The sequence below is a fragment of the Pseudomonas sp. LB3P81 genome, assembly GCF_054897965.1.
The window spans coordinates 4,783,593-4,806,094 of sequence record NZ_JBUBVG010000001.1 but is presented as its reverse complement, the minus strand read 5'-3'; the positions used below and the strand labels follow the sequence as shown (position 1 = coordinate 4,806,094).

Genomic DNA, 22,502 nt, shown 5'->3' with positions numbered 1-22,502 from the left:
GTGCCTTTTTTGTTGTTATGACTGCGGGCAGTCTAAACAACGGGCGGTGGCGGGCTTGTAACGAAGGGGGCGAGCTATGTCACCGATCTGTGACATTCACACAGATATTGCGGCGAGTGATCACCTGTGGCGAGGGGATTCATCCCCGTTGGGTGGCGAAGCCGCCCCAAAAAATTCAACTGCGACCAAGTGCCATGGTTGGGAGGGCCGCTTCGCAGCCCAACGGGGATAAATCCCCTCGCCACAGATAAATCCCCTCGCCACAGGATTAATCAACACTGCGGGGCAACTGCAACGTCACCCGCAACCCGCCTTCACGCAGATTCTGCAGGCTGACTTCGCCGCCATGGCTATGCGCAATGTTGCGGGCAATCCCCAACCCCAACCCATATCCCTGCTGCTGCCCGGCCAGCCGGAAGTGCGGCTCGAACACCTGCTCCAGCCGCTGCTCCGGCACACCCGGCCCTTCGTCATCGACATGCAGGACAAATGCGTTCTCGTCATCATCGATATGCAGATGCGCGTTCTGTCCGTACTTCAAGGCGTTGTCGATCAGGTTGCCGATGCAGCGCTTGAGCGCCAGCGGTTTGCCCGGATACGCCGCCAGCGCCCGGCCCTGCTGGGTCACACGACCATTGCCGGTGGGCGCCAGATACGGCTCCACCAGGCAATCGAGCACATGATTGAGGTCCACCGGCTCGATGTTTTCGTGGATGTCGGTGTCTTTTACGCATTGCAGTGCGCCCTTGACCAACAGCTCCAGCTCATCCAGATCGCGTCCGAACTTGGCTTGCAGCTTTTCGTCTTCGAGCAATTCGACACGCAGTCGCAAGCGGGTAATCGGCGTACGCAAATCATGGGAAATCGCGCTGAACAACTGGCTGCGTTCAGTCAGGTAACGGCTAATGCGTTCACGCATGGCATTGAACGCGCGGCCCACTTCAACCACTTCACTGCCACCGCCCTCCGCCACCGGCTCGACTTCCGCACCGAGGGACATGTCCCGCGCCGCCCGCGCCAGACGTTTGAGCGGCCGGCTCTGCCAGTGCACCAGCAGGCCGATGAACAACAGCAAAAACCCGCTGGTGAGGACTATGAACCAGACTTGCTGCGCCGGCAGACCTTGCTCTTCAAGGCTGGTATAGGGCTCGGGCAACAGCGAGGCGATGTACAACCACTCGCCCGGCGCCATCTGGATTTGCGTGACCAGCACCGGCGGATTCACCGGTTCGAGCGTCAACGCGTAATGCGCCCAGGAGCGTGGCAACTCATCGAGTTTCAGGCCACCGTTGAAAATCCGCAGGTCTTCGGGACTCACGAACGTCACCGAAATATCCGTGTCCTGACCGAGCGACTGGCGCAGCACTTCATCCACCGCTTTGAGCACCGCCTCTTTGCGCGGGGTGATCGGCAGCACGTCCATCCCGAGGGGTTTGTCGTTCAGGGTCACCACAAAACGGGTGCCGCCCATGCTGCGCAACTGGTCGAGCACCAGCGGCCTGAACGCGACCGGCAACGAGCGAAAGTAACTGACGCTGGCGGTCATCGAATGGGCGAGGCTGCGGGCGCTGGTGACCAGGCCTTCAAGCTGTGTGGCGCGCAGTTGCGAGACCCAGATCACGCTCGACAGCGCCTGAGCGAACAGCACCGCCAGCAGGGTCAGCAACAACATCCGCCCGAGCAGCGAACGTGGCACTGGCACCTTTGCCGCGAGCTTGCGGAAAAACTCAGTGACCATTGCTGGCAACCACATTAGCTGCCAGTTGGTAGCCACTGCCGCGCACGGTGCGGATCAGCCGTGGCGGTTTTTCGGTATCGCGCAGGCGTTGACGCAAACGGCTGACCGCCATATCGACGATGCGATCCAGCGGCATCAGATCGCGGCCACGGGTGGCGTTGCCGATAGTGTCGCGATCGAGGATTTCCTGCGGGTGATCGAGGAACAGTTTCAGCAGGGCGAAATCGGCGCCGGAGAGAATCACTTCCTCGCCGTCGATGTGGAACAGCCGATGGCTGACCATGTCCAGCCGCCAGTCATCGAAGGCCAGCACTTCGCTGCCGGAACGTTCCTGACCGAACTGCGCGCGGCGCAACAAGGCTTTGATCCGCGCCTGCAATTCACGGGGACTGAAGGGTTTGCCGAGGTAGTCGTCGGCGCCCAGTTCCAGACCGATGACCCGATCGGCTTCGTCGGAGCTGGCGGTGAGCATGATGATCGGCACCTGCGCCTGACGCGGGTGCTGGCGAATCCAGCGGCAGAGGCTGAAGCCATCTTCGTCCGGCAGCATCACGTCGAGGATCACCAGATCGCTCGGCGCGTCGTTCATGGCCTGCCGGAAACCGGCGCCGTCGGGCGTGGTACGCACCTGGAAACCCGCGCGGGTCAGGTAGGTGTCCAGCAACTCGCGTATCTCTTGATCGTCATCGACCAACAAAATCGACTTGTTGACTGAGCTCACGGGGCGGCGTCCTTGTTGTTTGAATTGGGCGGATTATGCCTTAAGCACCGATTTTACAAACACCACAGAAACAATGTGGGAGCGGCGGTGCGACGATTCGACTTGCTCGCGAAAGCGGTGTGTCAGTCAACGAATGTGTTGAATGTAAAACCGTCTTCGCGAGCAAGCCCGCTCCCACATTTTGATCGCATTTCAGGCCTGATCCAGGGCCACACCTGCACCCACCAACCCGGAATACGGCGCCGTCACCAGCCACACCGGTATCCCCTTGAAGTAATCGCTCATGCAGCCCTTGTCGGCAAAACACCGCGCGAAACCGCTTTCAAGGAAGAAATCGGCAAACCGCGGAATCACTCCGCCGACGATGAACACACCACCTCGCGCACCAGTGGTCAGCACGTTGTTGCCGGCCACGCGGCCGAGCCAGCAGCAGAATTGCTCCAGCACTTCCAGCGCAATCGGATCACCCGCCAAACCGGCCGCCGTAATGGCTTCCGGCGTTTCGAGCACAGGCGTGTGACCGTCCACCGCGCAGATCGCCCGATAAACCCGCGGCAAACCGCTGCCGCTCAACGCCGTTTCAGCGCTGACATGCCCGATCTCGTTGAATATGTGCTGCCACAACTGTGTTTCCCGCGGGCTGCTCAACGGTAAATCGACGTGACCGCCCTCGCCCGGCAACGCAGCGAAACGGCCTTCACCCAAGTCGAGCAACGTGCCAACGCCCAGGCCGGTGCCCGGACCAATCACGACCGCCGGACGCAACGGCTCCGGCGTGCCTTCGCAAACCACGCGGAATTCGCCCGGTTGCAAACGGGTCATGCCCAGCGCCATCGCCGAGAAGTCGTTGACCAGCAGCAGTTGATCCACCTGCAGGGTCTGGCAAAACGCCTTGCGGCTTAAGCGCCAGTGATTGTTGGTGAACTTGAATTCATCACCGCTCACCGGGCCGGCCACCGACAGGCACACCGAACCGATCGAACCCAACGCCAGACCGAGCCCGCTCAGGTAGACGCTGATGGCTTCTTCCGGGCTGGCATGATCCGCCGTCGCCAGCACCTGGACCGATTCCAGCTGCTGGTTTTTCCACAACGCGAAACGTGCGTTGGTCCCACCGATGTCACCGACCAAAGCCAGTTTCAATTAAGCGTCTCCAGGGCAGAAGTAAAGGCGCTGGCGCCCTGCTCTGCGGAGCTGAAGGCCATGCGCATGAAACCAAACAGCTCGCGACCGCTGCCAATGTTGTTGCCCAACAGGCCTTTGGCAGGTTCGCGCGCGGCGAATTCGTCGGCGTCCACCTTAAGCTCCAGGGTGCCTTTGACGCCATCGACGCGGATGATATCGCCCTCTTGCACCCGTGCCAAAGCGCCGCCCACATACGCTTCGGGACTGACGTGAATCGCCGCCGGGATTTTCCCCGACGCACCGGACATGCGCCCGTCGGTGACCAGCGCGACTTTGAAGCCGCGATCCTGTAGCACGCCAAGGAACGGCGTCATCTTGTGCAGTTCCGGCATGCCATTGGAGCGCGGGCCCTGGAAGCGCATCACCGCGACAAAATCTTTCTCCAGCAAACCGGCCTTGAACGCGTCGGCCAGATCCTGTTGATCCTGGAACACCATCGCTGGCGCTTCGACGACCTGGTTTTCCAGCGCGACGGCGGAAACCTTCATCACGCCACGACCGAGGTTGCCTTCCATCACGCGCAAACCGCCCTCCGGCGAGAACGCGCGCGCCACCGGACGCAGGATGTTTTCGTCGAGGCTTTCGATCGGGCCTTCGCGCCAGACCAGTTCGCCGTTATCGAGGAACGGTTCTTTGGTATAGCGGCTCAGGCCGTGGCCGAGCACGGTGTTGACGTTTTCGTGGAGCAGCCCGGCTTCCAGCAGTTCGCGGATCAGGAACGACATGCCGCCCGCGGCCTGGAAGTGGTTGATGTCGGCTTTGCCGTTCGGGTAGACGTGGCTCAGGGTCGGCACGACTTCGGAGAGGTCGGCCATATCCTGCCAGGTCAGTTGAATGCCCGCCGCCATGGCGATGGCCGGCATGTGCAACGTGTGGTTGGTCGAACCGCCGGTGGCGTGCAGCGCCACGATCGAGTTGACCAGCGAGCGCTCGTCGACGATTTCGCCGATCGGCATGAAGTCGCCGTTCTGCTTGGTCAGGCGCGTGACCTGATGTGCCGCTTCGCGAGTCAGGGCATCGCGCAGTGGTGTGTTCGGGTTGACGAAAGAGGCGCCCGGCAAGTGCAGGCCCATGACTTCCATCAGCAACTGGTTGGTGTTGGCGGTGCCGTAAAAAGTGCAGGTGCCGGGGCTGTGGTAGGACTTCATTTCCGATTCCAGCAGCTCTTCGCGCGAGGCCTTGCCTTCGGCGTAGCGTTGACGCACATCGGCTTTCTGCTTGTTGGAAATGCCCGAGACCATTGGTCCGCCCGGCACGAAAATCGTCGGCAGATGACCGAAACGCAACGCGCCCATCATCAGGCCCGGCACGATCTTGTCGCAGATGCCAAGCATCAGCGCGCCGTCGAACATGTTGTGGGAAAGGGCAACAGCGGTGGACAGCGCGATCACTTCACGGCTCGGCAGGCTCAGTTCCATGCCCGGCTCGCCCTGGGTCACGCCATCGCACATGGCTGGGGTGCCGCCGGCGAACTGGCCAACGGAGCCGATCTCGCGCAGGGCTTTTTTGATCAGCTCAGGGAAGACTTCGTACGGCTGGTGCGCCGAGAGCATGTCGTTATATGACGAAACAATCGCGATGTTGGCGGAGTTCATCATTCGCAGGCTGTTCTTGTCTTCGGTGCCGCAACCGGCCACGCCATGGGCGAAGTTGGCGCATTGCAGCTTGCCGCGCATCGGACCGTCGCTGGCCGCACCGCGAATGAGCGCAAGGTAAGCCTCGCGTGTTGCACGGCTGCGGGCGATAAGCCGTTCGGTGACCTCAAGGACGCGGGGATGCATGTTTAGAACTCCAGGCTAACGGATGTGGCGACCTGATTGTCTATGCTGAACAAGAGCCGTTGTCGATGGGATGACAGACGGTTTTCCTGATCGGTCGGACCAGTTGATTCAGGTCACTCGTTGTAGATCGAACAAAATATTGCCATTAAAAAGGCTTGTTTTCTATTTTTATGCGAATAATCTTGTAATTCCAACAACAAAACGACGGCGACCCTGTTAAATGACTCTTCGAATCGCAATCAATGGTTTTGGCCGTATTGGCCGCAACGTCCTGCGTGCACTGTATACCCAAGGCTATCGCCAGGATCTGCAGATCGTGGCCATCAACGATCTGGGCGACAGCTCGATCAACGCTCATCTGCTCAAGTACGACACCGTTCACGGCACGTTCGATGCCGATGTCCAGCACGATCAGGAAAGCCTGACCGTCAATGGCGACCGTATTTCCGTCAGCGCCATTCGTAACCCGGCCGACCTGCCCTGGGCCGCGGAAAAGATTGATGTCGTATTCGAATGCACCGGTCTGTTCACCGACCGGGCCAAAGCCGCTGCGCATATTACGGCCGGCGCGCGCAAAGTGATCATCTCGGCCCCGGCCAAAGGCGCCGACGCCACTGTGGTTTATGGGGTGAACCACGACATTCTGCGCCAGTCCCACCAGATTATTTCCAACGCGTCGTGCACCACTAACTGCCTGGCTCCGGTAGCCCAGGTGCTGCACCGCGAGTTGGGCATCGAAAGCGGTTTGATGACCACGATTCACGCCTACACCAACGACCAGCACCTGACTGACGTCTACCACACCGACCCGTACCGCGCCCGCTCCGCCACCCAGAACATGATCCCGAGCAAGACCGGCGCCGCCGAAGCGGTCGGCCTGGTGCTGCCGGAACTGGCGGGCAAACTGACCGGCATGGCGGTGCGCGTTCCGGTGATCAACGTCTCGCTGGTGGACCTGACCGTGCAGCTGAAACGAGAAGCGAGCGCCGATGAAGTGAATGCGCTGCTCAAAGAAGCCAGCCAGCATTCGAAGATTCTCGGTTACAACACCCTGCCGCTGGTCTCCAGTGACTTCAACCACAACCCGCTGTCGTCGATCTTCGACGCCAACCACACCAAATCCAGCGGCAAGCTGCTCAAGGTACTGGCCTGGTACGACAACGAATGGGGCTTCTCCAACCGCATGCTCGATAACTGCCTGGCACTGTGCAACGCCGAGTAAGCGAAGCTTACGAGTAGGAGCTGCCGAAGGCTGCGATCTTTTGATCTTGAACTTGATCTTCTCGGGATCGCTAAAAAACAAAGATCAAAAGATTGCAGCCTTCGGCAGCTCCTACAGGTATTCGCGTCGTGCATTAAGCCTTGGAGCAACAGCTCATGATCGGAATCAGCTTTACGCAAAAGACCGTGGCGGCGCGCAAGCGTATCGCCCTGGTCGCCCATGACCACTGCAAAGTGTTTTTGCTGGACTGGGCCGAGCGGCACAAAGACAAGCTCGCGCAACATGAACTGGTCGCCACCGGCACGACGGGGCTGTTGTTGCAACAACGCCTTGGCCTGCCGGTGGAGAGCATGATCAGCGGCCCGTTGGGCGGCGACCAGCAACTCGGCGCGCAAATCGCCGAGCAGCGCGTCGACATGCTGGTGTTCTTCTGGGACCCGTTCGAACCGCAGCCTCACGATCCGGATATCAAAGCGTTGCTGCGGGTCGCTGCGGTCTGGAACATTCCCGTCGCCTGTAACGAATGCAGCGCCGACTACCTGCTCAGCAGCCCGTTGATGGATCAGGCGCACTCACATCGCATCCCTGACTACGCGACTTATCTGTTGGGCCGGGCATAAACCTTCACAATTCAATCCTTGACCACTCGAGCGGATGATAAGCATTATCATTCGCTCGAAATGGATCAGGTCCTCCCGTGAGTCAATCGCGCTTCAATCACGTCTTCATCGCTCAGCGGGTTTCTTTGCTGCGCACGTTGGAGCGGATGGTCAACAATCACAGCACCGCCGAAGACCTCCTGCAGGAAACCTACCTGCGCGTGACCCGTGCGCTCAGCGAACGGACCATCGATCATCTTGAACCCTTCGTTTTCCAGACCGCCCGCAATCTGGCGCTGGACCATCTGCGTGCGCGGCGCATTCAGTCCCGCACGATGCTCGACGACGTCCCGCCAGACGTGCTGGAAAGCATCGCCGCCCCTGCCAGCAGTGCCGAGGACGCCGCCCATGCCGAACAACTGCTGGAGCGTTTGAACGTGAGCCTCGGTGAACTCAGTGCCCGTCAGCAACAGATCTTCATCCTCAGTCGTCTGCACGGGCACAGCTATCTGGAGATTTCCGAGAAGCTCGGCGTGTCGTTGAGCACCGTGCAAAAGGAGTTGAAGCTGATCATGGCCATCTGCATCGGTGTCGCCGAGCGGGTAAACGGCGACTGAGCACACAAGGCTTTGCTACCCTTGCCCACTTTCAAGCTTCACTAAAAAAACAGCCGTGCAAAGACACTGCCGAGGACACACCGTGACGGACACCCACCGTTCCCCTCCGCCCTCCCCGGCGCGGGACGCCGCAAGCACGATGGACCAGGCTCTGGACTGGTTGATCGTCATGGGCAGTCCGAGCGAGGAACAGACTCGCCAGTTCCACGAATGGCTGAATGCCGATCCTTTGCATGCGCAAGCGTTCGCCAAGGCGCAGGCAATCTGGGATGGCCCACAAGTCGCGCAATGTGCGCAAAACCTGGCCGCCCTGCCACCTGAAGTGAGCGTGCTGTCGCGCCTGCGTCCGCACTGGAAACCGCTGGCCACCGCTGCCGTGCTGATTCTCGGTTTGTTCAGCTTCAGCAATTTGCCGATGCGCCTTCAGGCCGATCACTTGACCGTGGTCGGTGAACGTCAGCGCCTGCAACTGGAAGACGGCTCGAAGGTCCTGCTCAATACCAATTCGGCGTTCTCCAGCACCATCAATGATCAAAGGCGTGTCGCCCGTTTGTATCAGGGCGAGGCGTTTTTCGAAGTGCCGGCCCATCTCGGCCAGCCATTGGAAATCGATGCCGGCCCGGTGAAGGCCAGCGTGCACGATACGGCGTTCGCGGTGCGTTACCTCGATGGCGTGGCGCAGGTGCGGGTGCAGCGTGGCGATGTCGATCTGGCAACCCGTGACGACGCACGGATCCGCTTGTCCGCCGGCGAGAGCATCAGCATCGGCCCCAACGGTTTCGACCGGCCCGCCAAGCTCGATGCCGCGACCGACCTGGCCTGGGTCCAGGGCCGGCTGGTGTTCGAGAACTGCCCGCTGAGTCAGGTGCTGGCCGAGCTGCGGCGCTACTATCCGGGCTGGATCATTAACAACAACGAGCAGTTGGCGGACGTCGCCGTGACCGGCAACTACCGTCTCGATCAGCCGCTGGACGTGGTCCGTTCGCTGGCGCACATCACCTCGGCACAGCTCCAGGAATTTCCGGCGCTGGTGATCCTGAACTAAATGAGAATTATTTTTACTCGATAGCTGAAGCTCGTACGTCTCGTTATAGCCAATGCAATTGATTCGCATCTCTGAATGCCAATCAGCACCTATAAAGATTCGTGCGACACGGAGCGCTATCGATGTCCTCTCGCCTTACCCGCCACTCTTCCTCACCGTCCCGCGCACTCTCGCTGTTGACCGCCGCCATCCTGATGGCCGGCAGCGCGCCGCTCATGGCCGCCACCGCCGTCGAGCAGCCGGCGCGCAACATGGGCGATTACGCGTTCGCCATCCCGCAACAGTCGCTGGTCTCGGCACTCAATGCCTTCACGGCGGTGACGGGCTGGCAGGTCGGTTTGCCGGCCGAACTGGCGCAAGGCGTGGCCTCGCCGGGTGCGCGCGGGTCCTTGTCGCCGGAGAAAGCCCTGGATCGCCTGTTGGTGGGGACCAACCTGAGCTATCGCAAACTGGGCAACAACAACATCGTCCTCGAGAAGCGCCTGAGCAGCGGCGCCCTCAACCTGCAACAGGTGACCATCAGCGCCACCCGCCAGGAACAAAGCATTGAAAGCGTGCCGGGCACTGTTACCGTTCACACCCGCGAAGAGCTGGACCGCAACAACGTCAACACCATCAAGAACCTGGTGCGCTACGAACCGGGTGTTTCGGTGGGCGGCGCCGGTCAACGCGGCGGGATCAGCGGCTATAACATCCGCGGTATCGACGGTGACCGGATCCTGACCCAGGTCGACGGCGTCGAAGTGCCGAACGATTTCTTCAACGGCCCCTACGCCAAAACCCAACGCAACTACGTCGACCCGGAAATCATCAAACGCGTCGAAATCCTCCGCGGCCCGGCCTCGGTGCTCTACGGCAGCAACGCCATCGGCGGCGCGGTCAGCTATTTCACCCTCGACCCGGACGACATCATCAAGCCCGGCAAAGACGTCGGCGCTCGCCTGAAAACCGGTTACAGCTCCGCCGACGAGAGCTGGCTGAAGTCCGCCACCGTGGCCGGCCGCGCCGATCAGTTCGATGGCCTTCTGCATTACAGCCAGCGCGACGGTCATGAAACCGAATCCTACGGCAGCAACAACGGCACCGGCCTTGCGCGCACCGCCGCCAACCCGGAAGACGTGCGCACTTCCAACGTGCTGGCCAAGATTGGCTGGAACTACAACGAAGATTCACGCCTGGGCCTGACCTACGAAAAGTACAAGGATGATCGCGACACCGATCAGAAAAGTGCCTACGGCGGTCCGTACGACGCAGGCAAGCCTATTAATCCAAGCCTCCTGCCCGGCGGCATGTACCAGTGGCGCACCGGTAACGACACCGTCACTCGCGAGCGCTTCGGCCTGGAACACAGCTTCGCCCTCGACAGCCTGCTGGTGGACAACGTCAAGTGGAGCCTGAACCATCAGGTGGCCAAGACCGACCAGAGCACCGAAGAGTTCTACTACCCGTTCTCACGCAAAGTGCTGCGGACCCGGGAAACCCTTTACGAAGAAAAGCAGTGGGTGTTCGACGCACAACTGGACAAGGCTTTCAGCATCGCCGACACCGAGCACCTGCTGACCTACGGCACCACGATCAAGCAGCAAAAAGTTACCGGCTCGCGTAGTGGCAACGGCACTTGCCTCGCAGTCTTTGGCAGTTGCCGGACCGTGGGGGCCGTCAGCCCAGCCGACGTACTGAAAAAATCCAGCGACTTCCCGGATCCGACCGTCAACACCTACAGCCTGTTCGCCCAGGATCAGATCAGTTGGGACAAATGGACCTTCCTGCCGGGCCTGCGCTACGACTACACCGAGCTCAAGCCGCACATCACCCAGGAATTCATGAACACCGTGGCGGCCGATGGTCGTGGCACCGTCAGTGACGACACCAAGACCTGGCACCGCGTGTCGCCGAAATTCGGCCTGACCTACGCCCTGACCGACCACTACACCTGGTACGGTCAGTACGCCGAAGGTTTCCGCACCCCGACGGCCAAGGCGTTGTTCGGGCGCTTCGAGAACACCACCACTGATTATCGCGTGAAACCGAATCCGAACCTCGAGCCGGAAACCAGCAAAGGCTTCGAGACCGGGCTGCGCGGTCAATTCGAATCGGGTTCCTTCGATATGGCCGTGTTCTATAACAAGTACCGCGACTTCATCGAAGAGGACGCTATCACCCCCGGTTACAGCGAGCTGACCTTCCAGAGTGCCAACATCAAGCACGCCACCATCAAGGGCGCAGAGGTCAAGGGACGTCTGAACCTAGACGTGTTCGGCGCGCCACAAGGGCTGTATACCCAGGGCTCGGTTGCCTACGCCTACGGTCGCAACAACGACAACGGCGAACCGATCAACAGCGTCAACCCGCTGACCGGCGTGTTCGGCCTCGGTTACGACCAGGATAACTACGGCGGTTTGCTCAGCTGGACGCTGGTGAAAAAGAAAGATCGCGTCGACAACAGCAACTTCAAGTCGCCGGACGGCGTCAGCAGCCAGTTCAAGACGCCGGGCTTCGGCGTGCTGGACCTGACCGGTTTCTACAAAGTGACCGACGACGTGACCGTCAGCGCCGGGCTCTACAACCTGACCGACAAAAAGTACTGGTTGTGGGATGACGTGCGCGGTTACGACGGCGTCGGCGAGGCTTCGGTCATCAGCCCGGCCAACCTTGATCGCTTGACTCAGCCAGGTCGCAACGTTGCGGTCAATCTGGTCTGGGACATCTGATCCTGCCCACCTCGCTGCGCGGTTTTTATAGAACCGCACAGTGAGGTTTTTTTTACGCTCAGGCGTCTTCTTGTTCGTCTCGTTATCAAGCGCCTCTTTTCTTCAAGGACTTCTCATGACTACCCAGGACACTGCTCAACGCCCGGCTTTGCATTCGCAACGTTTGAACCAGATCACCAACGAGCCACACACCAAACTCGATGCGCTGGTCAAAGCTCACGCGCCGTTCGAAACCCAAGCCAGTTTCGCCCGCTTCGTGGTTGCGCAGTATTTGTTCCAGTCGGAACTGGTGGGGCTGTACAACGATGCCGAACTGATCGCCATCGTTCCCGATCTGCCGGCGCGCTGCCGTGCCGAAGCGGTCAAGGCTGATCTGGTCGATCTGGAAACCGAAGTGCCGGCTCCTGTCGCCGGAGCCGTATGTCACCCGACTAAAGCCGAAGCGCTGGGCTGGCTGTTTGTTTCCGAAGGCTCGAAGCTTGGCGCGGCGTTCCTGATCAAGCGCGCAGTCGGCTTGGGCCTGAGCGAAACCTTCGGCGCCCGTCACCTCGGCGAACCGGCTGGTGGCCGCGCTGAAGGCTGGAAAAGCTTCGTCAAAACCCTGGATGGTCTGGAGCTCACTGCGCAGGAAGAAGCCGAGCTGGATAAAGGCGCAATCGCTGCGTTCAACCGCTTTACTGTTCTGTTGGAACAGGCCTACGCCACTGAACCAGCCTGACCGAACACATCCCACTGTGGGAGCGGGCTTGCCCGCGATGGCGGTTTAACATCCAACAAAGATGCTGAATGTTATATCGCTTTCGCGGGCAAGCCCGCTCCCACAAGGACTGAGCCTGTACGCAGAATCCCATCAACCCTCCCGGTCGTATTTCCAACACCCATGCCTCACCCAGCCACCTCGAAACTCATCCATATCCTGTTCGGTGCACTCGCCTACATCAGCCTCGCCATCGGCCTGATCGCCATCGTCGTGCCGGGCTTGCCGACCACCGAGTTCATCCTGCTGGCTGCCTGGGCCGCGACCAAGAGCTCGCCACGCCTGAGTGCCTGGCTGGAAAACCACCGATTGTTCGGTCCGATCCTCTACAACTGGCGCAACGGCAAGATCGTCGCGCGTCGCGCCAAGGTCAGCGCCACCGTCAGCATGCTGCTGTGCGCCGCACTGATGCTGGTCGTGCTCGATCACGGATGGCCGGTTTACCTCGCCATCGCCGGCATGAGCCTGGGCAATCTGTGGATCTGGTCGCGACCGGAATCATTGCCACAGCCCTCCTGAAACACACCGCGATTTATCCCCGTTTTACCGCGCTTTTCGGCACATTTTTCCGCGCAAACGTTCAACCATGACCGTTCGTCGGAGCCACCATCATGCATCCTCGCCCCACGCCGATGGGCAGTGAATGGCGCCGAATGGACTTGGCGAACCGGGTCGACCTCGACTCACAGCCAACACCTCATTCATTCGCGAGTTCGTCCTATGTTCGACTCTCTGTCCATCCGCCTGAAAATCGTTTTGCTCTCCGGTCTCTGCCTGCTGGGCGTGGTCGTCCTGATCGTCAGCATGAACTTCTACCAGGCCAACCAGAACGATGAACTGGTCAGCGCCTCCAGCAGCAAAATGCTCACGGACAGCGTGCAGGACCTGCTTCAGGCCAAGGCCGCCGAGCAGGCGGTACGGGTGCAGAAGACGTTCGGCGAAAGCCTGCTGGTGGTGACCGCCCTGGCGGACCAGATCAAGGACATGCGCACCTTGGCCGCCAAGCGCTCGCTTGAGGCCGGTGCCCTGCGCGAAGAGTTGAACCAGAGCCTGAAAACCGCGTTCGAGCGCAACAGCAAAGTGTTGGGAATCTGGCTGGCGTTCGAACCCAACGGGCTGGACGGCAAGGACAGCGAGTTCGCCAATGATGCCGCTCGCCAGTCCAACGAAGCCGGTCGTTTCGCCAGTTACTGGAGCCGCGCCGCTGGCACCGCGCTCAACACGATCATGATCGAAGCCGACATGACCAAAACCACTTTGAGCCTCAGCGGCACCCCTTACAACAGTTGGTACACCTGCCCTCGCGACAGCAAGCGCACCTGCCTGCTGGACCCGTATGCCGACACCGTCGGCGGCAAGGAAATACTGATGACCACCATTTCCGTACCGCTGCTGGTGGACGGTAAATCCATCGGCGTGGTCGGCGTGGACATCGCCCTCGACGCCCTTCAGGCAGCGGCTGTCGATTCCCAGCGTGATCTGTTCAACAGCGCCGGGCACATGCTGATTGTCTCTGGCAGCGGCGTGCTTGCCGGTTACAGTGTCGACGCGAGCAAGGTCGGCAAAAGTATCGGCGACACCCTGGGCGCAGAGGGCAAGGATGTCCTGCAATTACTCAGCGGTGGCGCACCTAAAATCCTCGAACAAGGCGACTTGATCCGTGCCGTTTACCCGGTCAGCCCGATCAGCGATTCCAAAGCCTGGGGCGTGGTGATCGACCTGCCGAAACAAGTGCTGCTGGCCGATTCGGTGAAGCTGCAAGCGGTACTCGATGACGCCCAGCAAAGCGGCACGATCAAAGCGGTGCTGGTGGCCGTCGCTGCCGGCCTCGTCGGTCTGTTGCTGATCTGGCTCACCGCATCGGGCGTAACCCGGCCGATCAACAGCGTGGCCGAGATGCTCAAGGCGATTGCCAGCGGCGACGGCGACCTGACGCAGCGTCTGCACTACAGCAAGAAAGATGAACTCGGCGAACTGGTCAGCTGGTTCAACCGCTTCCTCGACAAGCTGCAACCGACCATCGCGCAGATCAAAAAGAGCATCACCGACGCCCGCGGCACCGCCGACCAGTCTTCTGAAATCGCCCGCCAGACCAGCGAAGGCATGCAGGTGCAGTTCCGCGAAATCGACCAGGTCGCCACCGCGTCCAACGAAATGAGCGCCACCGCCCACGATGTCGCCAACAGCGCCTCGAGCGCGGCAAACGCGGCCAAAGGTGCGGATCAATCGGCCCGCGATGGCATGTCGATCATCGAACGCAGCACCCGTGACATCAATCAACTGGCCGACGAAGTCAGCAAGGCTGTGACCGAAGTCGAAGCATTGGCGGTCAACAGCGAGCAGATCGGTTCGGTGCTGGAAGTCATTCGCAGCATCGCCGAACAGACCAACTTGCTGGCGCTCAACGCTGCCATCGAAGCGGCCCGAGCCGGGGAAAGCGGTCGCGGCTTTGCGGTAGTGGCCGACGAAGTGCGCAACCTGGCCAAACGCACCCAGGATTCGGTGGAAGAAATCCGCCACGTCATCGAACGCATCCAGACCGGCACCCGCGGCGTGGTCGCCACCATGCATTCGAGCCAGACCCAGGCCCACAGCAACGCCGGGCAGATCCAGCAAGCCGTGCAAGCCTTGAGCAAAATCAGCGACGCGGTCACCGTGATCAGCGACATGAACCTGCAAATCGCCAGCGCCGCCGAACAGCAAAGCGCCGTGGCCGAAGAGGTCAACCGCAACGTCTCGGCGATCCGCACCGTCACCGAAACCCTGACCGGCCAGGCCACCGAATCGGCGCAGATCAGCAGCCAGCTCAATTCCCTGACCACCCACCAGATGAAATTGATGGATCAGTTCCGGGTGTAGAGAACCCTCACAAATCCCTGTGGGAGCGGGCTTGCTCGCGAAGGCGATGTCACATTCAGCAGAGATGTTGCTTGACACACCGCTTTCGTCGGAACGCCGCCCGGAGCAAGCCCGCTCCCACAGGGGGGGATTTCATCCGGCCGGCCTGTGTTTTGAACTATGCTCGGGCTCTCGTTCCGGAGGGCCTTCGATGACTGATTTACTCACGTCCATTCAAGCCGCACTTGGCTTGCCCCGCACCCCGATTCCGTTCACCTCGAGCGGCGCCCTGCCCTCGGCGTTTGCCGTCACCGACCTGGCCTGCGCCAGCATCGCCGCCGCCGGCCAGGCTGCCAGCGAATGGCTGCAGCAGCAGACCGGTCGCTTGCCCAGCCTTGAAGTCGACCGGCGCCTCGCGTCTTTCTGGTTCGCGACGTCGATCCGTCCCGTGGGCTGGAGCGTTCCGCCGCTGTGGGACCCGGTTGCCGGCGACTACCCGACCCACGACGGCTGGATCCGCCTGCACACCAACGCACCTCATCATCGTGCCGCCGCCGAAAGCGTGCTCGGCGCCTGTGCCGACCACGCCGCCGTGGCGAGCAAGGTTGCGCAATGGGCGAAAAGTGATCTGGAACAGGCCGTGGTCGACGCCGGTGGCTGCGCCGCCGAAATGCGCACATGGGAACAATGGCAAACCCATCCCCAAGGCCAGGCCGTGAACGCCGAGCCGTTGATTCAGTTCAGCGCCGGCAACCCTCAACAGCCAAAATCGTGGAAAGGTTCGGTGGCGCGACCGCTGGCCGGGATCAAGGTGCTGGACCTCACACGCGTGCTTGCGGGCCCCATCGCCAGTCGTTTTCTCGCTGGCCTCGGCGCCGATGTCTTGCGTATCGACCCACCGACCTGGAACGAACCGGGCGTGGTGCCGGAAGTCATGTTGGGCAAACGCTGCGCGCGGTTGGACCTGCACGACAAAGACGATCGAACGTTGTTCGAAAGCCTGCTGAAGGATGCCGATATCTTGCTCCACGGCTACCGCGCCAACGCTTTGGAAAGGTTGGGTTACGGTGTCGCAGAGCGTCAAACACTGGCGCCGGGCCTGATTGATGTGTGCCTCAACGCCTACGGCTGGAGCGGTCCATGGCAGAACCGTCGCGGCTTCGACAGCCTGGTGCAGATGAGCAGCGGAATTGCCGAAGCGGGGATGCAGTGGAAGAAAGCGGACAAGCCGACGCCGTTGCCGGTGCAGGCGCTTGATCACGCCACCGGGTACTTGATGGCGGCTGCGGCGATCACGCTGTTGGGACGGGGAGGTTCGGCGCGATTGTCGTTGGCGCGGACGGCGAAGTTGTTGATCGAGGGTGGCGCCGGGACGGAAGAACCGTTGCGGGATGAAGACGCCAGCGATCAGGGCCTGTTGGTTGAGCAGACGTCATGGGGGCCGGCGCATCGGCTTCACGTTCCACTGAAGATTACGGGGACTCCGTTGCAGTGGGCGATTCCGGCTTCTGAATTGGGTTCACATCGCGCGCAATGGTGGTGACCTACCGGCCTCTTCGCGGGCAAGCCCGCTCCCACAGATTTTGTGTCGGACGCCGGTAATGAGCACGACGCTAAACCTGTGGGAGCGGGCTTGCCCGCGAAGGCGTCGGAATTGTCACCAAAAATCCCGGATCAGTTCAGTCAGACCGGCTCAATGATGTCCAAAGAACCTGCGCCGCATACCCGCGCCACGGCCGCCAGGCTTCAGCGCGGGACTGAAGCTGCCGAGCCGTCACCCGCGCACCTTCAATCGCCGCCAACGCCTTGATCAACCCCACATCACCACCCGGAAACGCATCCATCTCCCGCAACTGCCGCAACGCAATGTACTGCGCCGTCCAGTCGCCAATTCCGTGCAATGCCAGCAACCGCGTCACACCGCCCTCACGCCCCGGTTCAAACAACAACGGATCATCAAGCAACGCCTGAGCCACACCCGACAACGTACGGCCACGACTTTTCGGCATGCCCAACGTCGCCAGATCCGCCTCTGCCAAATCACCAGTCTCAGGAAAAACATGGGTGACACCGGGTAAAACAGATGCCAGAGGCTGCCCATACTGCGCCACCAGTTTCCCCGCCAGCCGGATCGCCGCGCCCACCGTAATCTGCTGACCCAACACCGCACGAATCGCCAGTTCCAGACCGTCCCACGCCCCCGGAACCCGCAACCCCGGCCGCTCGGCAATCAACCGCGCCATCAACGGATCAGTCTTCAACTGTCGATGGATCGTCGGCAGGTCCGCATCCAGATCAAACATCCGCCGTAACCGTGCAACGATCTCCGGCACCGCCGCCGAGTCAGGAAAATCCAGCGTCACTTCCAGTGCATCGCCCGCCCCGGGCCTGATCGAAAACGTACCGTGAACACCCTTCAACCCGATGCTGCGCGAATACACACCATCGACCACCGTCTCTATCCCGACCACGGCCCGCGCCGACAAAAAACCCAGCATCGCCGGCCAGTCATAGGGCGGCTGATACTCCAGCAATAACCTCACAGCGACAGAAAACCGCTGTACAACCCATACGCCGCCAGCCCCGCGCCGCTGATGACAGCGGTAAAAATCCCTTTCTCGATAAGCGTAAACAGCGGCTCACCCTGCTCATGTTTGGCCTTGGCGAACAAGATCACCCCCGGTGCATACAGCAACGCTGACAGCAGCAAATACTTCACCCCGCCGGCGTACAACAGCCACACCGCATAACTCAGCGCGATGCCGCCAATCAGCAAGTCCTTGGTCCGTTCCGCCGACGCGTGTTCGTAGGTTTCACCCCGCCCGCTCAACAACACCGCATAGGCGGCGGACCAAAGGTATGGCACCAGAATCATCGAGGACGCGAGGTAAATCAGGCTGGTGTATGTCCCGGCGGAAAACAGCGTGATCAGCAGGAAGATCTGGATCATCACGTTGGTCAGCCACAGCGCGTTGACCGGCACATGGTTGGCGTTTTCCTTTTTCAGGAAGGCCGGCATGGTTTTGTCTTTCGCCGTGGCGAAGAGGATCTCGGCGCAGAGCAGTGCCCAGGACAACAGCGCACCGAGCAGCGAAATCGCCAGGCCAATGCTGATCAACAACGCGCCCCACGGCCCGACGATGTGTTCCAGCACGGCCGCCAGCGACGGGTTCTGCAGGTTGGCCAGTTCCGGCTGACTCATGATCCCCAGCGACAACACATTCACCAGCACCAACAGCGCCAGCACGCCGAGAAAACCGATGACCGTCGCCCGCCCGACATCGGAACGTTTCTCCGCCCGCGCCGAATACACACTGGCGCCTTCGATGCCGATGAACACAAACACGGTCACCAGCATCATGTTGCGCACCTGATCCATCACGCCGACGAAATTCGGGTTGCTGCGGCCCCAGATGTCACGGGTAAAAATGTCGGCCTTGAACGCCACGGCGGCGATGACGATGAACATGATCAGCGGCACGATCTTGGCCACGGTAGTCACTTGATTGATGAACGCAGCCTCCTTGATCCCGCGCATCACCAGAAAATGCACGGCCCACAGCAACACCGACGCGCAGCCTATGGCGATGGGCGTATTGCCCTCGCCAAACACCGGAAAGAAATAACCGAGGGTGCTGAACAGCAACACGAAGTAACCGACGTTGCCCAGCCAGGCGCTGATCCAGTAACCCCAGGCCGAAGAGAATCCCATGTAGTCACCGAACCCTGCCTTGGCGTAGGCGTACACCCCGGAATCCAGCTCGGGTTTGCGATTGGCCAGCGTCTGGAACACGAAGGCCAGCGTCAGCATGCCCACGGCAGTGATGGCCCAACCGATCAATATCGCACCGGCATCGGCTTGGGCCGCCATGTTCTGCGGCAAGGAAAAAATCCCGCCGCCAATCATTGATCCCACCACCAGCGCGATCAGCGCACTCAAGCGAAGCTTTTGCGTCGGTTGCGACATTCTGCGTCCCCTTTTTTTCCCTGCACTGAACCTGTGGCGAGGGAGCTTGCTCCCGCTGACTGCGCAGCAGTCCCTCTTTTGGGGCCGCTTCGCGACCCAGCGGGACGGTGCGGCGATCCGACAAGCTCCCTCGCCACAAATGGATAATTTTAACTAAATGGATAATGAATCTTAACGTTTATTAAGTAATGGCGAATAACGCCTTTTATTTATAGCCGATACTTCTATGGCTACAGCCGGTAACAGCAATTTTGTGTGTTGACCCTAATAAATCAATTCCATACTGAAACAGTCATCAAAAATTTGCGAAAATCGAAAAACGAACTAGCTTAAAAACTCCAAGCAATACGAGTTATTTCTTTTTGATCTGGCTGAGGCCTCTGGATTGGGCTTCTCCGGCAATTCCGTTATGCCCGCTAAAGATTCACAAGTCTGTCATTAACAATGGAATGTGCCCATGCTCTGATCTATGTCAGCTGATTGTATTGTTAACAGAATTAATCTGTTGTCTCTCTTCTCCTGCACTGGAGTCATGCAATGTCTGAATCCCCCGGAAAACTGAAACTCGGCGCACTTGTTGCATTGGTTGTCGGCTCAATGATTGGTGGCGGGATCTTCTCTTTGCCCCAGAACATGGCCGCCAGTGCCGACGTCGGCGCCGTGCTGATCGGTTGGGCTATCACCGCCGTCGGCATGCTGACGCTGGCCTTCGTCTTTCAAACCCTTGCCAATCGAAAGCCTGATCTGGACGGCGGTGTCTACGCCTACGCCAAGGCTGGTTTCGGTGACTACATGGGTTTCTCGTCCGCTTGGGGTTACTGGATCAGCGCGTGGCTGGGCAACGTCGGTTACTTCGTTCTTCTGTTCAGCACCCTCGGTTACTTTTTCCCGATATTCGGCGAAGGCAACACCGTTGCCGCTGTAATTGGCGCTTCAGTGCTGCTCTGGGGCGTGCACTTCCTCGTACTGCGCGGGATCAAGGAAGCGGCGTTCATCAACCTGGTGACCACCGTCGCCAAGGTCGTGCCGCTGCTGCTGTTCGTCCTGATCGCGATTTTCGCCTTCAAGCTCGACATCTTCACCGCTGACATCTGGGGCGTGAAAAACCCGGATCTGGGCAGCGTGATGAACCAGGTGCGCAGGATGATGCTGGTTACCGTGTGGGTGTTCATCGGCATCGAAGGTGCGAGCATTTTCTCGGCTCGGGCGGAAAAACGCAGCGATGTGGGTAAAGCCACGGTGATCGGCTTCATCACCGTGCTGCTGTTTCTGGTGCTGGTGAACGTGCTGTCGCTGGGCATCATGACCCAACCGGAACTGGCCAAACTGCAGAACCCGTCGATGGCCGCCGTGCTGGAGCACGTGGTCGGTCATTGGGGCGCGGTGTTGATCAGCGTCGGCCTCATCATCTCCCTGCTCGGTGCGTTGCTGTCGTGGGTGCTGCTGTGCGCGGAGATCATGTTCGCCGCCGCCAAGGACCACACCATGCCGGCCTTCCTGCGCAAGGAAAACGCCAACCACGTGCCGGTCAACGCCTTGTGGCTGACCAACGCCATGGTGCAGTTGTTCCTCATCATCACGCTGTTTTCGGCCAGCACTTACCTGTCGCTGATCTACCTCGCCACCTCGATGATTCTGGTGCCTTACCTGTGGTCGGCGGCTTACGCGCTGCTGCTGGCAGTACGCGGCGAGAGCTATGAAAACGCCGTGGCCGAACGCAAGAAGGACCTGTTCATCGGCGGTGTCGCGTCGATTTACGCGGTCTGGCTGATCTATGCCGGCGGGGTCAAATACCTGCTGCTGTCCGCGCTGCTGTATGCGCCGGGCGCAATCCTGTTCATCAAGGCCAAGCTTGAAGTCAACAAACCGGTTTTCACCAACGTCGAGAAGCTGATTTTCGCCGCAGTCGTCGTGGGCGCCCTGGTGGCGGCTTACGGGCTGTATGACGGTTTCCTGACCCTGTAACACCTGATTGAGTTGTCATCTGGAGGATCACTGTAATGAGCACGGAAAAAGTTAAGTACGGCGTACATTCCGAAGCCGGCAAACTGCGCAAAGTCATGGTTTGCTCCCCCGGCCTGGCCCACCAGCGGCTGACCCCGAACAACTGCGACGAGCTGCTTTTCGATGATGTGCTGTGGGTCGCACAGGCCAAGCGTGACCATTTCGACTTCGTCACCAAAATGCGTGAACGCAACATCGACGTGCTGGAAATGCACAACCTGCTGACCGACATCGTCGCGATTCCCGAAGCGCTGGACTGGATTCTGGAACGCAAGGTCACCGCCAATTCGGTCGGCCTCGGCCTGATCAATGAAGTCGGTTCGTGGCTTCGCAGTCTGGAGCCGCGCAAGATCGCCGAGTTCCTGATTGGCGGCGTGTCCGCCGATGACCTGCCGGACAGTTTCGGCGGCAAGACCATTCAGATGTTCCGCGATTTCCTCGGCCACTCCAGCTTCATTCTGCCGCCGCTGCCCAACACCCAGTTCACCCGCGACACCACCTGCTGGATCTACGGTGGCGTGACCCTGAACCCGATGTACTGGCCGGCGCGTCGTCAGGAAACCTTGCTGACCACGGCGATCTACAAATTCCACCCGCAATTCACCAACGCCGACTTCCAGATCTGGTACGGCGATCCGGACCAGGAACACGGCAGTTCCACCCTTGAAGGCGGCGACGTCATGCCGATCGGCAACGGTGTGGTGCTGATCGGCATGGGCGAACGCTCGTCCCGCCAGGCCATCGGCCAACTGGCGGTGAACCTGTTCAAGAACAAAGCCGTCGAAAAAATCATCGTCGCCGGCCTGCCGAAGTCCCGCGCCGCCATGCACCTGGACACCGTGTTCAGCTTCTGCGACCGCGACCTGGTGACGATCTTCCCGGAAGTGGTGAATCAAATCGTCGCCTTCACCCTGCACCCGGACGAAAGCAAGCCGGGCAACATCGACATCCGCCGCGAAGAAAGCAACTTCCTCGACACCGTGGCCAAGGCCCTCAACCTCAAAGCGTTGCGCGTGGTGGAAACCGGCGGCAACAGCTTCGCCGCCGAACGCGAGCAATGGGACGACGGCAACAACGTGGTGGCCGTGGAGCCCGGCGTGGTGATCGGTTATGACCGCAACACCTACACCAACACCCTGCTGCGCAAGGCCGGTATCGAAGTCATCACCATCACCGCCGGTGAATTGGGACGCGGCCGTGGCGGCGGCCACTGCATGACCTGCCCGATCATTCGCGACCCTATCGACTATTAATTCCTGAGCCCTGCTTCACGTTTATCACGCGTGAAGCAGGCGGATAACCGAAACCCAAGGAGAT

The 22,502-nt window shown here is 60.3% G+C and carries 17 protein-coding genes and 1 pseudogene; 12 read left to right on the top strand and 6 right to left on the bottom strand.

Features of this window, described 5'->3' with window-relative positions; all coding sequences use genetic code 11:
* Window positions 1–268: 268 nt before the first annotated feature.
* From ACYZTL_RS22280 to edd, 4 genes are all read right to left on the bottom strand, one after another.
* Entirely contained in the window at window positions 269–1,738 is a 1,470-nt protein-coding gene (locus ACYZTL_RS22280) for an ATP-binding protein (protein ID WP_461953546.1), read from the bottom strand.
* Complete coding sequence (locus ACYZTL_RS22275) at window positions 1,728–2,459, bottom strand: response regulator (protein ID WP_123409256.1); 732 nt, start codon at window positions 2,457–2,459, stop codon at window positions 1,728–1,730. The genes ACYZTL_RS22280 and ACYZTL_RS22275 overlap by 11 nt, the downstream gene beginning before the upstream one ends.
* A 192-nt stretch (window positions 2,460–2,651) precedes the next feature.
* Window positions 2,652–3,602: a glucokinase gene (locus ACYZTL_RS22270; protein WP_461953545.1), complete on the bottom strand. Its 951-nt coding sequence runs from the start codon at window positions 3,600–3,602 to the stop codon at window positions 2,652–2,654.
* Window positions 3,599–5,425: a phosphogluconate dehydratase gene (gene edd / locus ACYZTL_RS22265; RefSeq protein ID WP_461953544.1), complete on the bottom strand. Its 1,827-nt coding sequence runs from the start codon at window positions 5,423–5,425 to the stop codon at window positions 3,599–3,601. The genes ACYZTL_RS22270 and edd overlap by 4 nt, the downstream gene beginning before the upstream one ends.
* Before the next feature lie 220 nt (window positions 5,426–5,645).
* Here edd and gap point away from each other — a divergent pair, with 220 nt between their 5' ends.
* The 10 genes and pseudogenes from gap (at window position 5,646) to ACYZTL_RS22215 (ending at window position 16,757) form a co-directional block, all read left to right on the top strand.
* Window positions 5,646–6,647, top strand: a complete 1,002-nt coding sequence (gene gap, locus ACYZTL_RS22260; RefSeq protein WP_461953543.1) for a type I glyceraldehyde-3-phosphate dehydrogenase — start codon at window positions 5,646–5,648, stop codon at window positions 6,645–6,647.
* A gap of 155 nt (window positions 6,648–6,802) precedes the next feature.
* On the top strand, window positions 6,803–7,267 hold the full coding sequence (locus ACYZTL_RS22255; protein ID WP_461953542.1) for a methylglyoxal synthase: 465 nt from the start codon (window positions 6,803–6,805) through the stop codon (window positions 7,265–7,267).
* Window positions 7,268–7,344: 77 nt separating this feature from the next.
* On the top strand, window positions 7,345–7,863 hold the full coding sequence (locus ACYZTL_RS22250) for an RNA polymerase sigma factor (RefSeq protein WP_461953541.1): 519 nt from the start codon (window positions 7,345–7,347) through the stop codon (window positions 7,861–7,863).
* An 82-nt stretch (window positions 7,864–7,945) separates the two neighbouring features.
* On the top strand, window positions 7,946–8,908 hold the full coding sequence (locus ACYZTL_RS22245) for a FecR family protein (protein WP_461953540.1): 963 nt from the start codon (window positions 7,946–7,948) through the stop codon (window positions 8,906–8,908).
* A gap of 122 nt (window positions 8,909–9,030) precedes the next feature.
* Complete coding sequence (locus ACYZTL_RS22240; protein WP_461953539.1) at window positions 9,031–11,619, top strand: TonB-dependent receptor; 2,589 nt, start codon at window positions 9,031–9,033, stop codon at window positions 11,617–11,619.
* A gap of 115 nt (window positions 11,620–11,734) precedes the next feature.
* Window positions 11,735–12,337 carry a biliverdin-producing heme oxygenase gene (locus ACYZTL_RS22235; RefSeq protein WP_461953538.1) on the top strand — a complete coding sequence of 201 codons (603 nt, stop codon included), beginning with the start codon at window positions 11,735–11,737 and terminating at the stop codon, window positions 12,335–12,337.
* Window positions 12,338–12,499: 162 nt separating this feature from the next.
* Window positions 12,500–12,895: a YbaN family protein gene (locus tag ACYZTL_RS22230; RefSeq protein WP_461953537.1), complete on the top strand. Its 396-nt coding sequence runs from the start codon at window positions 12,500–12,502 to the stop codon at window positions 12,893–12,895.
* 201 nt (window positions 12,896–13,096) lie between these two features.
* A pseudogene (locus ACYZTL_RS22225) lies at window positions 13,097–14,377 on the top strand (methyl-accepting chemotaxis protein); the annotation flags it as partial.
* Window positions 14,378–14,479: 102 nt separating this feature from the next.
* On the top strand, window positions 14,480–15,235 hold the full coding sequence (locus ACYZTL_RS22220) for a methyl-accepting chemotaxis protein (RefSeq protein ID WP_461954357.1): 756 nt from the start codon (window positions 14,480–14,482) through the stop codon (window positions 15,233–15,235).
* Window positions 15,236–15,425: 190 nt separating this feature from the next.
* Window positions 15,426–16,757 (top strand): CoA transferase, encoded by a 1,332-nt coding sequence (locus ACYZTL_RS22215; RefSeq protein WP_461953536.1) that lies wholly within the window; start codon window positions 15,426–15,428, stop codon window positions 16,755–16,757.
* 136 nt (window positions 16,758–16,893) lie between these two features.
* Here the strand turns inward: ACYZTL_RS22215 and ACYZTL_RS22210 are convergent, their stop codons facing one another.
* Entirely contained in the window at window positions 16,894–17,757 is an 864-nt protein-coding gene (locus ACYZTL_RS22210) for a DNA-3-methyladenine glycosylase family protein (RefSeq protein ID WP_461953535.1), read from the bottom strand.
* On the bottom strand, window positions 17,754–19,181 hold the full coding sequence (gene arcD / locus ACYZTL_RS22205) for an arginine-ornithine antiporter (protein WP_461953534.1): 1,428 nt from the start codon (window positions 19,179–19,181) through the stop codon (window positions 17,754–17,756). The genes ACYZTL_RS22210 and arcD (ACYZTL_RS22205) overlap by 4 nt, the downstream gene beginning before the upstream one ends.
* 537 nt (window positions 19,182–19,718) lie before the next feature.
* On the opposite strand from arcD (ACYZTL_RS22205), the gene arcD (ACYZTL_RS22200) reads away from it, so the two are divergent.
* Entirely contained in the window at window positions 19,719–21,146 is a 1,428-nt protein-coding gene (gene arcD / locus ACYZTL_RS22200; RefSeq protein ID WP_461953533.1) for an arginine-ornithine antiporter, read from the top strand.
* Window positions 21,147–21,181: 35 nt separating this feature from the next.
* Window positions 21,182–22,438, top strand: a complete 1,257-nt coding sequence (arcA, locus tag ACYZTL_RS22195) for an arginine deiminase (protein WP_461953532.1) — start codon at window positions 21,182–21,184, stop codon at window positions 22,436–22,438.
* Window positions 22,439–22,502 lie beyond the last annotated feature (64 nt).